Here is a 15,836-nt window from a genome sequence, read left to right as displayed (position 1 = left end):
GAGCACGTCCCCGACCGAGACAAGGAGCCCTGTCCATGACCACCACCGAGGCGTCGATGGACGCCCTGCGGCGGACCGGTGACGAACTCGCCGACGCCACGGTCGCCGCCCTCTTCGAACGCGGAGAGGTGGGCACCTTCAACACCCTGATGCGGTACGTCTCCACCGCGGGCGCACCCCTGCCCGACGGGCTGCCCGACGTCGCCCGGGAGTACCTCCACGCCACGAGCGCCCCGCCGTCCTGGGTGGACTGGGGGGAGATGGAGCGGGCTCGGCTGTTCTTCATGGACAACAACGTGCACATCTCCACCGCGCTCTCCTTCGCGTCCATGCCCGCCTGCTATCTCGTCCCGCACGTGGCGAGACTGCTGTCGGCGACGCACGGCCTGAGGTACCCGTCCAAGCGGATGGCGGAGACCGGACAGTTCACGGTGTACCTGATGCGGCCCGACGCCTTCGAGGCCGGCAGCCGCTTCATCCCCGCCGCGCAGAAGGTCCGGCTGCTGCACGCCTCCATCCGGCACCACCTCCGGCGCGAGGACCGCTGGGACGTGGAGGCCGCGGGGGTGCCGATCTGTCAGGAGGACATGATCGGCGGGCAGATGTTCTTCTCGATGCTCGTCCTCGACAGCCTGCACCGCCTCGGCATCCACATGTCCCCCGAGGGGGCCGACGCCTACTACTACGCCTGGCGCGTGGTCGGCGCGATGCTGGGCGTCGACCAGGACGCCGTCCCCAGGACCCTCGACGAGGCCCGCCGCTTCCTCGACCTGTACATGATCCGCCACATGGGGCCGTCCCCCGAAGGCGTCGAGCTGACCCGGCAGCTCATCGGCCTCTACGAGGAGGTCGTCCCCGGCACCTTCTTCGACCCGATCGTCTCCGCGCTCATCCGCCACCTCGTCGGCGACACCTGCGGCGACTGGCTGCAGGTGCCCCGCACCCCGTGGGACACCGTCGTGAAGGCCGTCCCCCACCTCCTCGGCGTCCTGGAGACCATCGAGGACCACTCCCCGCTCGGCGCCTGGGCCCTGGACCGGCTCGGCCACCTCGCCACCGTCCTCGAACTGTCCTCCCTCACCCGCGGACGCGTCATGCACTACGCCATCCCCGAGCACCTCAGGAAGGACTACGGCCTCCCGTCCGGCCCGCCCCGCACCCGCCGCTGGACCCCGCCGGCCGCCACCGTCTCGCCGTGACGCCCCTCACCCCCGCTGACCACCGAAAACGTGGGTGAAGAGCACCCCGGAGGCCTGGTAGATTGTTCTCTGTCGCCGCGGGCAAGCAGAAATGCCGATCGCGGCGGGCTACCGGTCCGGGTGGCGGAATGGCAGACGCGCTAGCTTGAGGTGCTAGTGCCCTTTATCGGGCGTGGGGGTTCAAGTCCCCCCTCGGACACAAGAGACACACCACGTGGTGGTCGGGATTCATCCCGGCCACCACGTGGTTTTTTATTGCTTGGACCGCGACAGCACGCACGCGGGAGACTCCTTTTACTCGCCTTCGTCACGACATCACAGGGTTGGGTATGGGATCACCGCAATCGCACGAAGGTGTGCCGAACAAAGGCTCGGTACTCCTCGCACTCCGTTTCTACGCACGGGAACTGCTCCGCCTCCGGTGGCTGACCGCTCCCGCTCTCCTGCTGCCGGCCCTCGGCAACATCGGCATCAACTACATCGCTCCGCTCGTCGTCGCCAAGCTCGTCGGCCGCATCGCCGGCGACGGCACCGGCGGAGGGCTCGGCCGGCTCCTTCCCTACGTCCTCGCCTTCGCCGGCGTCCTGCTGCTCGGCGAGGCCCTGTGGCGCGTCGGGCTGCACTGCCTGAACCGCCTCGACGCCCGCGGCATCGAGAACCTCTACGTCATCGGCATGGACAAACTCTTCGCCAAGGACGCCGCGTTCTTCCACGACAACTTCGCGGGATCGCTGACCAAACGGGTCCTCAGCTTCGCCTCCCGCTTCGAGGAGTTCGTCGACACCCTGACCTTCTCGGTCATGGGCAGCCTCGTACCGCTGCTGTTCGCGTCGGTGGTGCTCTGGCAGTACGACCCGCTGCTCGTGGTCGGACTCCTGGTCCTCATCACGGTCACCGGCGTCGTCGTGGCCCCGCTGATCCGGCGCCGGCAGGTGCTCGTCGCCCAGCGCGAACAGGCGATCGCCCGGGTCTCGGGCCACGTCGCCGACAGCCTCACCAACATGGACACCGTCCGGTCCTTCGGAGCGGAGAGGCGCGAGGCCGCCGAACACCGGTCCCGCGTCGCGGAGTCCCGGCGCCTCACGCTGCGCTCCTGGGACTACGGCAACCTGCGCATCGACACGCTCGTCGCGCCGATGTCCGTCCTGACGAACGTCCTCGGTCTCGTCCTCGCCGTCACCCTCGGCGGCGGAGAGCACGGCGTGGAGGCCGTCATCGTCGCCTTCACGTACTACGCCAACGCGACCCGGATCATGTTCGAGTTCAACCAGATCTACCGGCGCCTGGAAAGCTCCATGACGGAGGCCGGGCAGTTCACCGAACTCCTCCTCGAACAGCCGACCGTCCTCGACCCCGAGGAGCCGGAACCCCTCCGGGCCGAGAGCGCCGAGGTCCGCTTCCAGAAGGTGACCTTCGCCCACGCGGGTGCGAAGCCGCTCTTCGAGGACCTCGACCTGGACGTCCCCAGCGGCGCGAAGATCGGCTTCGTGGGCCGGTCCGGCGGCGGCAAGACCACGCTCACCCGGCTGCTGCTCCGGATGACGGACATCGACGGCGGCCGGATCACGATCGGCGGCCAGGACATCAGCCGGCTCCGCCAGACCGAACTGCGCAGCAAGATCGCGTACGTGCCGCAGGACCCCGCGATGTTCCACCGCACCCTCAGGGAGAACATCGCCTTCGCCCGGCCGGACGCCACCGAGGCCGAGATCCGGCGCGCGGCCGAGGCGGCGCACGTCACGGAGTTCGCGGACGCCCTCCCCGAAGGCTTCGAGACCATGGTCGGCGAGCGCGGGGTGAAGCTCTCCGGAGGGCAGCGCCAGCGGGTCGCCCTCGCCCGGGCGATCCTGCGGGACGCGCCCGTCCTCCTCCTCGACGAGGCGACCAGCGCCCTCGACTCGGAGAGCGAGCTCCTCGTGCAGGAGGCGCTGTGGCGGCTCATGGACGGGCGGACGGCGCTCGTGGTGGCCCACCGGCTGAGCACGGTGGCCACGATGGACCGGCTCGTCGTCCTCGACCGGGGACGGATCGTCGAGCAGGGCACGCACCAGGAGCTGCTCACCGCCGAGGGTGCCTACGCGAAGCTCTGGCAGCACCAGTCGGGCGGCTTCCTCGACGACACCCCCACGGCGGCCCGCCTGCGCTGACAAGGCCCGCTCGGGGTTTTCCACAGGTTGCCCCGGGCGGGGCCGGGGTGTCGGTCCGGACGGCTAGGCTTCAGAAATGGTCCTTTCCGACGCTCCCGACACCTCCGACGAGATCTCCGGCACCTCTGACGAGATCTCCGACGCCGCCCGGGTGCTCCACCGCGTCTTCGGCTACAGCTCCTTCCGCGGGGAGCAGCAGGAGATCATCGAGCAGGTCGTCGGCGGCGGCGACGCGCTCGTCCTGATGCCGACGGGCGGCGGCAAGTCGCTCTGCTACCAGATCCCGGCCCTGGTCAGAGCGGGCACGGGCGTCGTGATCTCGCCGCTGATCGCCCTGATGCAGGACCAGGTGGACGCGCTCAGGGCGCTCGGGGTGCGGGCCGGCTTCCTGAACTCCACGCAGGACCCGTACGAGCGGCAGGCCGTCGAGCAGGCGTTCCTCGCGGACGAGCTGGACCTGCTCTACCTGGCCCCCGAGCGGCTCCGCACCGAGGGCACCCAGCGGCTGCTCGACCGGGGCACGGTGTCGCTCTTCGCGATCGACGAGGCGCACTGCGTCGCCCAGTGGGGCCACGACTTCCGGCCCGACTACCTCGCCCTCTCGATGCTGCACGAGCGGTGGCCGAAGGTGCCGAGGATCGCGCTGACGGCGACGGCCACCGAGGCCACCCACGCCGAGATCGCGAAGCGGCTCGGCCTGGAGGAGGCCCGGCACTTCGTCGCCGGCTTCGACCGGCCGAACATCCAGTACCGCATCGTCCCCAAGAACAACCCGGTCAAGCAGCTCCTGGAGCTGATCAGGACCGAGCACGACGGGGACGCGGGCGTCGTCTACTGCCTGTCGCGCGCCTCGGTGGAGAAGACGGCGGCCCTCCTCGTCGAGCAGGGCATCGACGCCGTCCCGTACCACGCGGGCATGGACGCCCGGACCCGCGCCGCGAACCAGGCCCGCTTCCTGCGCGAGGACGGGGTCGTCGTGGTGGCGACCATCGCCTTCGGCATGGGCATCGACAAGCCGGACGTCCGCTTCGTGGCCCACCTCGACCTGCCCAAGTCGGTCGAGGGCTACTACCAGGAGACCGGCCGCGCCGGCCGCGACGGGGAGCCGGCCACGGCCTGGCTGGCGTACGGCCTCCAGGACGTCGTCCAGCAGCGCAAGATGATCGACGGCTCCGAGGGCGACGAGACGCACCGCCGCTCCCTGGCCATGCACCTGGACGCGATGCTCGCCCTCTGCGAGACGGTCGACTGCCGCCGCGTGCGCCTCCTGGAGTACTTCGGACAGACCGGCAAGCCGTGCGGCAACTGCGACACCTGCCTGACGCCGGGCGAGTCCTGGGACGGGACCGTCGCCGCGCAGAAGCTGCTGTCCACGGTGTGGCGGCTGGCCAAGGAACGACGCCAGAAGTTCGGCGCGGGCCAGATCATCGACATCCTCCAGGGCAAGAGGACCGCCAAGGTCATCCAGTTCGACCACGACGGGCTCTCGGTCTTCGGCGTCGGCTCGGACCTCGGCACCGCCGAATGGCGCGGGGTCGTCCGCCAGCTCCTCGCGCAGCGGCTGCTCGCGGTGGAGGGCGACTACGGGACGCTCGTGCTCACGGAGGACAGCGGCGAGGTGCTGGGAGGACGCCGCCAGGTCCCGATGCGCAAGGAGAAGGCGGCCCCCGCGGCCTCCCGCAAGGAGTCCGGGGCCCGCTCCGGCAAGGGCGCCCGTGTGCCCGTCGACCTGCCCGCGGCCGCCGTGCCGGTCTTCGAGGCCCTCCGCGCCTGGCGGGCCGCGACGGCGCGCGAGCAGGGCGTGCCGGCGTACGTCGTCTTCCACGACGCGACGCTCCGCGAGATCGCGACCCACCTGCCCGCCACCGTCCAGGAACTCGGCACCATCGGCGGCGTCGGCGAGGCCAAGCTCACCAAGTACGCCCAGGGCGTGCTCGACACCCTGGCCGAGGCCGGCGGCGCCGGGGCGAGCGCTCCGCCCGCACCCGCCGCTCCGGCTGCCGCGCCCCCGGCGCGGGGCGCGGAGCCGGACGCCCCGCCGTCCTACGACGAGGAACCGCCGTTCGACATGGACGAGCCCGAACCGCCGTGGGACGAGGACGAGTAGAGCCGGGCCCGCAGCAGGAGACCGGGACCGCCCGGTCCGACGGAGGCCGTATCGGAGACATCCGATACGGCCTCCGGCCGTTTCCGCGCCGGGGTATCCGGGGCATCCGGGGGATCCGGGGGAGCGGGGGGAGCGGGGGGAATCCGAGGGAGCGGGGGCGCACGGAGGAGCGCGGGCCGGGACGCGACACGGGACGGGGTCCGGGACGTACGGGGGACGTCACGGCGGCAAGCCCGTGGGCGGGGCGGGAGGGACGCTCCCGCTGAGCCCCGGCCTGCGACGACGGCGGGGCGGCCTGCTGTACGGAAGGCCTCCGGGACGGCTGTGGGACAGGCGGGACACGGTCACGGGCGGCGGCACGGGCCCGGAGCGCGCTGTTAGCTTTCCGGTCGCCGCCCCCGGAGTCGTACCCGCTCCGGGCGGTCCGGACCCGAGAACCCCCGTCCCCTCATGTGAGGAACCTTCCGCCGATGACGAGCAGCCGGGACAGAATCCTGCGGACGGGCGCGGCGTTCGCCGTGACCGCCCTCGCCCTGACCGGGTGCTCCACCGGGCAGGCGGGGCCCGCCGCCCCGGCCGCCGCCACCGTCACCGCGGGCTCCGCCGCCGACCCGTCGACCTGGACCCTGCCCATGGAGGCGTACCGCCCCACCACCGAGCAGACCAGGACCCTGGCCCGCGCGGAGCACAAGCTCGTCGGCCGGTGCCTCAAGGGATTCGGGATCGACTGGAAGCCGGCCCCCGAGCTTCCCGCGATCGGCCCGAAGAACCTGCTCGACTGGCGGTACGGGATCCACGACGCCGTGATGTCCGCGAAGTTCGGCTACCAGGTGGACCCGGCCCAACAGACCCGCTACGAACGGGCGTTGAGTGAGGCCGACGCGCAGCCCCGGCTCTCGGACGACGCCCAGCTGGTCCTGGGCGGCACCGACGTCCCCGCCGAGGTCCGGCAGAAGGCGGGCCCGGAGGCTCGCCGGGGCTTCTACGCGGGGCGGAGGATCCCCGAGGGCGGCTGCTTCGGCGAGGCCCGCCGGACCCTGGGCGGTTCAGCACAGGTCGCCTCTCCGCTGGTGCAGCGGCTGACGAACGACTCGTACCCCCGGTCGATGGAAGACCCCCTGGTGAAGACGGTGTTCGCGCGCTGGTCCGCCTGCATGAAGGCCAAGGGCTACACGTACCCGGCTCCCATGGCGGCCAACGACGACCCCCGCTTCCGGCCCCGACCCGAGGGTGCGTCCCGCGCGGAGATCGACACGGCGCTCGCCGACATCGGCTGCCGCGTGAGGCACAGGGTCGCGGAGATCTGGCACGAGGCGGAGACCCGGATCCAGCACGCGTCGATCACGAGCAACGCCACGGCGCTCGCGGCGGACCGCCGCGCCCTCGACGCCACCCTGCGCAAGGCCACGGACGTCCTTGCCCGCCCCTGACCCCACTGCTTCCTTCCTTCACCTGTTCCGTACCGACGATCACTCCGGAGACACCGATGCAGACCTCGACCACCTCGCGGCGCCGCCTGCGCGCCGCCCTCGTCGCCGCCGTGATGGGCGCCTCCGCCTTCTCAGGCACGGGCATGGCCCACGCGGAGGGCGACCCCACCGCGTGGATCTCCAGCGACGAGATGACCATCATGTCGATGGAGAAGTGTGCCAACCAGTCGGAGGAGTACCGCTTCCGCCTCTACTACAGCCCCGACTACAAGGGCGCCTGGGTCAACATCGGCCACAACATCTACGACATGCTGGCCCTCAAGATGCCGTACTCCCCCGCCCGGCCGCTCTACTTCTGCCCCAACACCGGCACGGGCAGCGGCCAGGTCGCCGGCAACAACGCCGCCTCCGCCTACAACTGGTACGAGGGCTACATCGGCACCGTCTACTACAGCGCCGGCTACAAGGGCGCCTTCGACATGGTCGGCGCCCGGTCCGGCCACTCCACCCTGTGGAACACCCGGAACGACAACCGCTCCATCCAGTTCAGCCGCCCCTGGTAGTCGCTCACGCGGGCTGCGGCGTGAGGCGGCGCAGCCCCCTGCGGTCGTAGTAGTGGGTCATGGCGAAGCCGAACGCCAGGGCCACCACCACGCCGACCGCGATCATGATCCAGCCGCGGGCGAGTCCCGCGTCGGCGCGGGCGTCGAAGTACAGGATGGACCGGACGCCCGCGCTGAGCTGGTGCATCGGCTCGAAGACGCCGAGGAAGCGGTAGAAGGCCGGGGTGGCCTCCAGGGGGACGGTCGCCCCGGAGGAGGGGAGGGCCAGTGCGATGAAGACGAACATGGACACGAGCTGGCCGATCCCGCCGAAGGCGGCGTTGATGGCCTGGACGCCCAGGCCGACGGCGACCGTCGCGCAGTAGGAGAAGAGCCAGAGCATCGGCAGGTGGCCGGCGTCCATGCCCAGGATCGCGATCGTGGCGACCATGACGATCGTGGTGGTCAGGAGCGAGATCCCGGCGGTCATCAGCATCTTCAGGACGAGCGTCTGGGTGCGGTTGACGGGGACCGTCGGCCGGCGGGTGTGCCAGGGCCCGATCTCGCTGTCGGCGTAGCCGAGCGCGGTGTCGACGCCGCTGTGGACGAGGTTGCCGCCGATGAACCCGGCCAGGACGAGCAGCAGCGTGTAGTAGAAGGCGGTCAGACCCAGTCCGCTGTGCCGGCCGATGGGATGGCCGACGCGGGTGGTGACCGCGACCGGGTCGGCGAGCAGCAGCCGCGTGGTCGGTACGGCCGAGGAGGCCGAGAGCTGCTTGCCGATGGTCAGCGAGGCCTGGTGCGCCGCGCCCTGGTTGATCTGGGACGCGAGTGAGGAGCCCAGGCTGCCGAGGCCGGGATTGGTGAGGACGGTGAGCGTCGGGCGGGCCGTCGCCCGCTCCGTGGTCAGCGCGGCGACGGACGCCGTGAAGTCCGCCGGGACGACCAGGGCGCCGAAGACCTTGCCGGAGTCCAGCGCGTCCTGGGCTGCCGCGCGGTCGAGGCGACGCCAGTCGACGGTGGTCTTCGAGGAGCCCGTCGAGGCGATGGCGTCGGTGATCTGCTTCCCCAGGTTCTCCGACTGCCCCGGCAGCGGGCGGCCCTCGTCCTCGTCGACCAGGGCGATGGGCAGCCGGTTCAGGTGGTCGCCCGGGCTGAGGATGCCCCCCATGTAGAGGAGCGACAGCAGCAGCGACACCAGGGCGCACAGGACGGTCGGTACGAGCCACAGCTTGGCGTGCCGTACGAGCGTGGTGGCACGGACCTGGGGGCCGGGAGCCGGGGCGTCCGGGGCGTCCGGGGCATTCGGCGGGATCGCGGAGGTCATGGGGCCATGGTCGACGGCCCGCGCCGCGATCCGGGCATTTCGGGCGCGCGCGGGGGTGGGCGTGTCGGGGGTCGCGCGGGTCGGTCCGGGTGCCGCGGGGCGTGTGGGCGGTCCAGGTGGCGAGGGGCGTCCGGGGCGGTCCAGGTGGCGAAGGGCCGGTGCGGGCCGGGCGGCCGCTGGACGCACCGCCGGTCCCGCTCCGATTGCGGAGCGGTGGGTGCCGGGTTTGAGTGGGTGTGACCCCTTTCCGCGCTTTCGGGAGCTGCCATGTCGATGGCGTTCGGTTCGTCCTTCGGTTCGTCGGATCCGTTCAGCGACCTGTTCAACCGGTTCTTCGGCATGTCGCCGGCGTCGTCGCCCCCCGCGGTGCAGCGCGTGCCCATCGGACGGCTGCTGACCGAGTCCTCCCACGAACTGCTGAACACGGCCGCCCGCAAGGCCGACGAGGACGGCAGCTCCGACCTCGACACCGAACACCTCCTGTGGGCGGCGACCCAGGTCGAGCCGGCCCGCAGGCTGCTCGCCCAGGGCGGGGTGGACCCCGACCGGCTCGCCGGGCAGCTCGCCGAGGTGCTTCCCCGGGAGTCCGCGGAGCCCTCCGCCGAGCCCGGACTCACCCCGGCGGCCAAGCGGACCCTCGCCACCGCCCACGCCTACTCGCAGGCGGCCGGCGTCTCCTACATCGGCCCCGAGCACATCCTCAGCGCCCTCCTCGGCGACGCCGACTCCGGCGCCTCCCGCTTCCTGCGGGCCGAGGACCTGGACGTGAGGAAGCTGCGCGGCCTCACCGACCAGGCGGCCCGCCCGGAGCCGGGCGGCGCCCCCGCCGCGGCGAAGCAGCCGGCCACGACCCTCGACGAGTACGGCCGGGACCTGACGGAGGAGGCCAGGGCGGGCAGGCTCGACCCCGTCGTCGGCCGGGCCGACGAGATCGAGCAGACCATCGAGATCCTCTCCCGCCGCTCCAAGAACAACCCCGTGCTCATCGGAGAGCCCGGCGTCGGCAAGACCGCCATCGTCGAGGGGCTCGCGCAGCGCATCGTCGCGGACGAGGTCCCCGACACCCTGAAGGGCAAGCGGGTCGTCTCCCTGGACCTGTCCGGCATGGTGGCCGGAGCGCAGTACCGGGGACAGTTCGAGGAACGCCTCAAGAAGGTCATCGAGGACGTCCAGGAGGCGAGCGGCGACATCATCCTCTTCATCGACGAGCTGCACACGGTCGTCGGCGCCGGCGCCACCGGCGAGGGCTCGATGGACGCGGGCAACATGCTCAAGCCCGCCCTCGCCCGCGGTGAACTGCACGTCGTGGGCGCCACCACCATCGACGAGTACCGCAAGCACATCGAGAAGGACGCCGCCCTCGAACGCCGCTTCCAGCCCGTCCTCATCCCGGAGCCGACCGTCGAGGAGACCGTGCAGATCCTCGAAGGGCTCCGCGACGCCTACGAGGCCCACCATCAGGTCCGCTTCGCCGACGGTGCCCTCGCGGCGGCGGCCGAACTCTCCGACCGCTACATCAGCGACCGCTTCCTGCCCGACAAGGCCATCGACCTGATGGACCAGGCCGGCGCGCGCGTACGGCTCCGCAGCGGCGGCCGCTCCACCGAGGTCGTCAGCCGCCAGGACAAGCTGGCGAAACTCCGCCGCGAGAAGGACCAGGCCGTCGCCGGCGAGGACTTCGAGAAGGCCAAGGAACTCAAGGACCAGATCGCCGAGGTCGAGGGCGAGCTCGCCGGGATCGAGGAGCGCCGCGAGGGCGTCGTCTCGGTCACGGCCGCCGACATCGCCGACATCGTCTCCCGCCGGACCGGCATTCCCGTCTCGCAGCTCACCGCCAGCGAGAAGGAGAAGCTCCTCAAGCTGGAGGAGGAGATGCACGCCAGGATCGTCGGCCAGGACGAGGCGGTCACCGCGGTCTCCGAGGCCGTGCGCCGCAACCGGGCGGGCATGGGCGACCCGAACCGGCCCGTCGGCTCCTTCCTCTTCCTCGGGCCCACGGGAGTCGGCAAGACCGAGCTCGCCAAGACCCTCGCCGAGCTGCTCTTCGGCGCCGAGGACCGCATGATCCGGTTCGACATGAGCGAGTTCCAGGAGAAGCACACCGTAGCCCGGCTCGTCGGCGCACCTCCCGGATACGTCGGCTACGAGGAGGCCGGCCAGCTCACCGAGAAGGTCCGGCGCCAGCCGTACAGCGTCGTGCTCTTCGACGAGATCGAGAAGGGGCACCCCGACGTCTTCAACACGCTGCTCCAGATCCTCGACGACGGGCGCCTCACGGACGGACAGGGCCGCACGGTCGACTTCCGCCACTGCGTCGTCATCATGACGTCCAACATCGGCGCCCACCGGATCCTCGCCCACGAGGGAGACGCGGCCGAACTGAAGGACGACCTGATGGAGGACCTACGGGGCCGCTTCCTGCCCGAGTTCCTCAACCGCATCGACGACATCATCGTCTTCCACAGCCTCACCGAGGCGGACCTGTCGGAGATCGTCGACCACCTCCTCGACCGCAGCAAGCACCGCGTCCACGCGCAGGGCATGACCCTGGAGGTCACCGAGGCGGCGAAGAAGCTGCTCGTCGCCCACGGCTACCAGCCGGCGTTCGGTGCCCGGCCGCTGCGCCGCACGATCCAGACGGAGCTCGACAACCGCGTCGCCTCCCTGCTGCTCGGCGGCGAGGCCGACCCCGGCGACACGATCGTCGCCGACGTCGTGGACGACTCGCTGCACTGCACGGTCCGCAAGCACGCGGACGTGGGGAGCGACGCCGCGGCGGCCTGAGGGCCACCGCGCACGAGCAGGGGCATGGGGTCGTCCCGAGCGGCCCCATGTCCCTTTTTCCGACCGGCTACCGAGTCACCGCGGTACGGGGTCTCCCGGGAGCCGGTCGAGGGCGGCGGCGACATCGGTGCGGCCGGCGACCTCCCGCAGCGCCCGCGCCATCACGGACTCCGGCTCCCGGACGACCGTCACCAGACCGACGGGCACCGACCGCGCCGGCTCGGTCATCGGCACCGCCCGCATGCCGTGCGGCACCCCGAAGACGTGCAGCCAGGCGTGCGGCACGATCCCGGCCCAACGGCCGGTCCGCACATGGGCGAAGAGGGCCGCCACCGAGTCCGTCTCGACCCGGGGCGAGGGCCGCACCCCCGCCTCGGCGAACACCTCGTCGAGCACCTGCCGCCCCTGCATGGCCTCCGTCAGCAGACAGAGCGGCAGCCGCGAGGCCTCCGCCCACGTCGCCGTCGACCGGTGCTCGGGGGTGTCGGCGGTACCGGTGAGGAGCACGTACCGCTCCTCGTACAGCGGCACCGCCCGGAAGTGCTCCGCGAGCCCCTTGTGCAGATACGTCACCCCGGCGTCGAGCTCGAAGTTCCGCAGCTGCCGCAGGATGTCCTCCGACCGGAGGTCCGCCGCCACCTCCACGGTCACCAGCGGGTGCGCCAGACAGAACGGCGCCGTCAGCAGGGCGACCGCGCCGGACGCGGTCGGCACCGAGCCGATCCGTATCCGGCCGCTCAGCCCCGTCCGCAGGGCGCCGACCTCGCTCTTCAGGGCGTCACGGTCGGCCAGGAGCCGCTGCGCCCACACCACGACGCGCTCGCCCTCGGGCGTGAGGCCCTCGTACCGCCGGCCGCGCAGCACCAGCGGGACGCCCAGCTCGTCCTCCAGCTTCCGGATCGCCTCCGAGAGGGCCGGCTGGGAGACGTGGCAGGCCTGGGCGGCGCGGGCGAAGTGGCGTTCACGCGAGAGGGCCACCAGGTACTCGAGTTGACGGAACAGCACCCCACGGGTCTACCGGACCACCTGCCGGAACGCCAGTCGACGCCCCCGTCACCCCACGGCCACGGGCTCCGCCTCCAGGCGGTCGTCGCCGCAGTACACGTTCATCGACGTCCCGCGCAGGAAGCCGACCAGGGTGAGACCGCTCTCCGCGGCGAGGTCCACGGCGAGCGAGGAGGGGGCGGACACGGCCGCGAGCAGCGGGATCCCGGCCATCACCGCCTTCTGCACCAGCTCGAAGGAGGCCCGGCCGCTCACCATCAGCACCGTCCCGCGCAGCGGAAGGAGCCCCGAGCGCAGGGCGTGCCCGACGACCTTGTCGACGGCGTTGTGCCGGCCGACGTCCTCCCGCAGGCACAGCAGCTCGCCCTCGGCCGAGAACAGCCCGGCCGCGTGCAGCCCGCCGGTGCGGTCGAAGACCTTCTGGGCCGCGCGCAGCCGGTCGGGGAGCGCCGACAGGACCTCGGGTCCGACGCGCAGCGGGTCCTCGGCGACGGACCAGGCGGCCGTGGTCCGCACCGCGTCCAGGCTCGCCTTGCCGCACAGGCCGCAGGAGGAGGTGGTGTAGAAGTTCCGCTCCAGGGAGGCGTCGGGGGCGGCCACGTCGGGCGCGAGGACGACGTCGACCACGTTGTACGTGTTGCCCCCGTCGGAGGTGGCGCCCGCGCAGTAGCGGATGCCGGCCACGTCCTCGGCGGAACGCACCACGCCCTCGCTCACCAGGAAACCGGCCGCCAGGTCGAAGTCGTCGCCCGGGGTGCGCATCGTCACGGTCAGCGGCCGCCCGCCGACGCGGATCTCCATCGGCTCCTCGGCGGCCAGGGTGTCCGGACGGTGGGAGGGGTGTCCCTCCCGTACGCGCAGCACGCGACGGCGCACGGTCACTCGCCCCACGGTTCGCTCCTCCCGCCCGAAGCCGCCCCTTCCGGCGCGGGGGCACGGGCCGGCTCCAGACGGACCACGACGCCCTTGGACGTCGGGCAGTTGCTGATGTCGGCGACGCTGTCCAGCGGCACCAGGACGTTGGTCTCGGGGTAGTAGGCCGCCGCGGAACCCCGGCTGGCGGGGTACGCGACCACCCGGAAGCCCTCCGCGCGCCGCTCCCGCCCGTCGTGCCAGACGCCCACCAGGTCCACGAGCTCGCGGTCGGCGAGGCCGAGGGCGTCGAGGTCGGCCGGGTTGACGAGGACCACCCGGCGGGCGTCGTGGATGCCGCGGTAGCGGTCGTTCGGGGCGTACCAGACGGTGTTCCACTGGTCGTGCGAGCGGAGGGTCTGCAGCAGCAGGTGTCCCTCCGGGACGTGCGGCATCGTGAACGCGTTGCGCGTGAAGACGGCCTTGCCGCTCGGGGTGGGGAAGACCCCCTCGTTCACCGGGTTGGGCAGGTGGAAGCCGCCCGGCCGGTCCACGCGCGCGTTGAAGTCCTCGAAGCCGGGCACGACCCGGGAGATCCGGTCACGGACGGTGCCGTAGTCGTTCTCGAAGTCCTCCCAGGGGAGTTCCGGCGCGTCGCCCAGGGTCGCCCGCGCGAGACGCGCGACGATCGCGACCTCGCTGAGCAGGTCGGGGGAGGCGGGCGGCAGCTTCCCCCGGGAGGCGTGGACGTCGCTCATGGAGTCCTCGACGGTGACGAACTGCTCGACGCCGCCCTGCACGTCCCGGTCGCTGCGGCCCAGTGTGGGCAGGATCAGGGCGGTCTCGCCGCAGACCGTGTGGGAGCGGTTGAGCTTGGTGGAGACGTGCGCGGTGAGGCGGCACCCCCGCATCGCCTCCTCGGTGACCGCGCTGTCGGGGGTGGCCCGTACGAAGTTCCCGGCGACGCCCAGGAAGACCTTCGCGCGCCCCTCGTGCATGGCGCGGATGCCGTTCACCGCGTCCAGACCGTGGTGGGCGGGCGGGGTGAAGCCGAACTCCCGCTCCAGGGCGTCGAGGAACTCCTGCGGCATCCGCTCCCACACGCCCATCGTGCGGTCGCCCTGGACGTTGCTGTGGCCGCGCACCGGGCACACGCCCGCGCCGGGCCTGCCGATGTTGCCGCGCGCGAGGAGGAAGTTGACGACCTCGCGGATGGTGGGGACCCCGTGCTTGTGCTGGGTGAGGCCCATCGCCCAGCAGACGATGATCCGCTGGCTTCGCAGGACCCGTTCGAAGACCTCCTGGATCTCCTCGCGGGACAGCCCGGTCGCCGTCAGGACGTCCTCCCAGGAGACCGTCCGCGCGTGCGCGGCGAACTCCGCGAAACCGGTCGTGTTCCGCTCGATGAAGGAGCGGTCGAGCACCGTGCCCGGGGCGGCGTCCTCGGCCTCCAGGAGCAGCCGGTTCAGGGCCTGGAAGAGGGCGAGGTCGCCGCCCGCGCGGATGTGCAGGAACTGGTCGGCGATCGGCGTGCCCCGGCCGATGATCCCCCGCGCCTTCTGCGGGTGCTTGAACCGCATGAGTCCGGCCTCGGGCAGCGTGTTGACGGCCACGACCTGCCCGCCGTTGCGCTTGGTCTCCTCCAGGGCCGACAGCATCCGGGGATGGTTGGTGCCCGGGTTCTGCCCCACGACGAAGACGAGGTCGGAGTGGTGGATGTCGTCCAGGGAGACGCTGCCCTTGCCGATGCCGAGCGTCTCCGACATCGCGGAACCGCTGGACTCGTGACACATGTTGGAGCAGTCCGGCAGATTGTTCGTGCCGTAGGCGCGCGCGAAGAGCTGGAGGAGGAAAGCGGCCTCGTTGTTCAGGCGTCCGGAGACGTAGAAGAGAGCCTCGTCGGGGGAGTCGAGGGCCTTGAGCTCGCCGGCGAGCAGACCGAGCGCCTCGTCCCAGCCGATCGGCTCGTAATGCGTCGCGCCGGGCCGCTTCACCATGGGCTCGGTGAGCCGGCCCTGCTGATTGAGCCAGTAGTCGGACATGCCGTCGAGCTCCGCGATGGAGTGCTCGCGGAAGAAGTCCCGGGTGACGCGCCGGGAGGTGGCCTCGTCGTTGATGTGCTTGGCGCCGTTCTCGCAGTACTCGTTCCTGTGCCGCTTGCCCGGCGCGGGCTCCGGCCACGCGCAGCCCGGACAGTCGATGCCCCGGGGCTGGTTGATGTTCAGGAGCGTCAGCGCCGTGCGCCGCGGGGACGTCTGGCCCAGGGAGTACTCCAGCGCGTGCGTCACGGCGGGCAGCCCCGTCGCCCAGGTCTTGGGCGGGGTGACCCTCAGGTCGTCGACCGGGTCCTCGATACCGCTCATGCTCTGGTCCGCCTCATTTCCTCGCGAATATCGGATTCTCGCCGCAGAGCAGATTCGCCCCCGTTCCGGAGCAAAGTCAA

General features: G+C 71.6%; 10 protein-coding genes and 1 tRNA gene. 7 read left to right on the top strand and 4 right to left on the bottom strand.

Annotation, left to right across the window (positions count from 1 at the left end; genetic code table 11):
* Positions 1–35: 35 nt before the first annotated feature.
* From IE237_RS24475 to IE237_RS24450, 6 genes are all read left to right on the top strand, one after another.
* Positions 36–1,199, top strand: coding sequence for an oxygenase MpaB family protein (locus IE237_RS24475; RefSeq protein WP_189804248.1), 1,164 nt, complete (start codon positions 36–38; stop codon positions 1,197–1,199).
* 114 nt (positions 1,200–1,313) lie between these two features.
* Positions 1,314–1,398, top strand: a tRNA-Leu gene (locus IE237_RS24470).
* Positions 1,399–1,528: 130 nt separating this feature from the next.
* Entirely contained in the window at positions 1,529–3,346 is a 1,818-nt protein-coding gene (locus tag IE237_RS24465; protein ID WP_189804247.1) for an ABC transporter ATP-binding protein, read from the top strand.
* A gap of 76 nt (positions 3,347–3,422) precedes the next feature.
* Positions 3,423–5,453: a DNA helicase RecQ gene (gene recQ / locus IE237_RS24460; protein ID WP_189804246.1), complete on the top strand. Its 2,031-nt coding sequence runs from the start codon at positions 3,423–3,425 to the stop codon at positions 5,451–5,453.
* Positions 5,454–5,923: 470 nt separating this feature from the next.
* Positions 5,924–6,883, top strand: coding sequence for a hypothetical protein (locus IE237_RS24455; protein ID WP_189804245.1), 960 nt, complete (start codon positions 5,924–5,926; stop codon positions 6,881–6,883).
* Between the two features lie 56 nt (positions 6,884–6,939).
* The gene (locus tag IE237_RS24450) at positions 6,940–7,446 is read left to right on the top strand and encodes a hypothetical protein (protein ID WP_189804244.1); all 507 of its coding nucleotides are present in this window, start codon (positions 6,940–6,942) and stop codon (positions 7,444–7,446) included.
* Between the two features lie 4 nt (positions 7,447–7,450).
* On the opposite strand, the gene IE237_RS24445 is transcribed toward IE237_RS24450, so the two are convergent.
* Entirely contained in the window at positions 7,451–8,752 is a 1,302-nt protein-coding gene (locus IE237_RS24445; protein ID WP_189804243.1) for a YhgE/Pip domain-containing protein, read from the bottom strand.
* Positions 8,753–9,019: 267 nt separating this feature from the next.
* Between IE237_RS24445 and IE237_RS24440 the strand changes: the two genes are divergently transcribed.
* Entirely contained in the window at positions 9,020–11,536 is a 2,517-nt protein-coding gene (locus IE237_RS24440) for an ATP-dependent Clp protease ATP-binding subunit (protein ID WP_189804242.1), read from the top strand.
* 75 nt (positions 11,537–11,611) lie between these two features.
* Here IE237_RS24440 and IE237_RS24435 read toward each other — a convergent pair whose 3' ends face one another.
* Genes IE237_RS24435 through IE237_RS24425 form a run of 3 tightly spaced genes read right to left on the bottom strand, consistent with a single transcriptional unit; the run spans position 11,612 to position 15,756 of the window.
* Complete coding sequence (locus IE237_RS24435; RefSeq protein WP_189804241.1) at positions 11,612–12,541, bottom strand: LysR family transcriptional regulator; 930 nt, start codon at positions 12,539–12,541, stop codon at positions 11,612–11,614.
* 48 nt (positions 12,542–12,589) lie between these two features.
* Positions 12,590–13,432 carry a formate dehydrogenase accessory sulfurtransferase FdhD gene (gene fdhD / locus IE237_RS24430; RefSeq protein WP_189804240.1) on the bottom strand — a complete coding sequence of 281 codons (843 nt, stop codon included), beginning with the start codon at positions 13,430–13,432 and terminating at the stop codon, positions 12,590–12,592.
* A complete protein-coding gene (locus tag IE237_RS24425; RefSeq protein ID WP_189804239.1) occupies positions 13,420–15,756 on the bottom strand; it encodes an FdhF/YdeP family oxidoreductase in 2,337 nt (778 codons plus the stop codon). Before IE237_RS24425 ends, fdhD begins: the two co-directional genes overlap by 13 nt.
* Positions 15,757–15,836: the final 80 nt, after the last annotated feature.

The organism is Streptomyces tanashiensis, from assembly GCF_014648895.1.
GTDB lineage: Bacteria > Actinomycetota > Actinomycetes > Streptomycetales > Streptomycetaceae > Streptomyces > Streptomyces tanashiensis.
The sequence above is the reverse complement of the archived record's forward strand: the minus strand, read 5'-3'. Positions and strand labels throughout refer to the sequence as shown.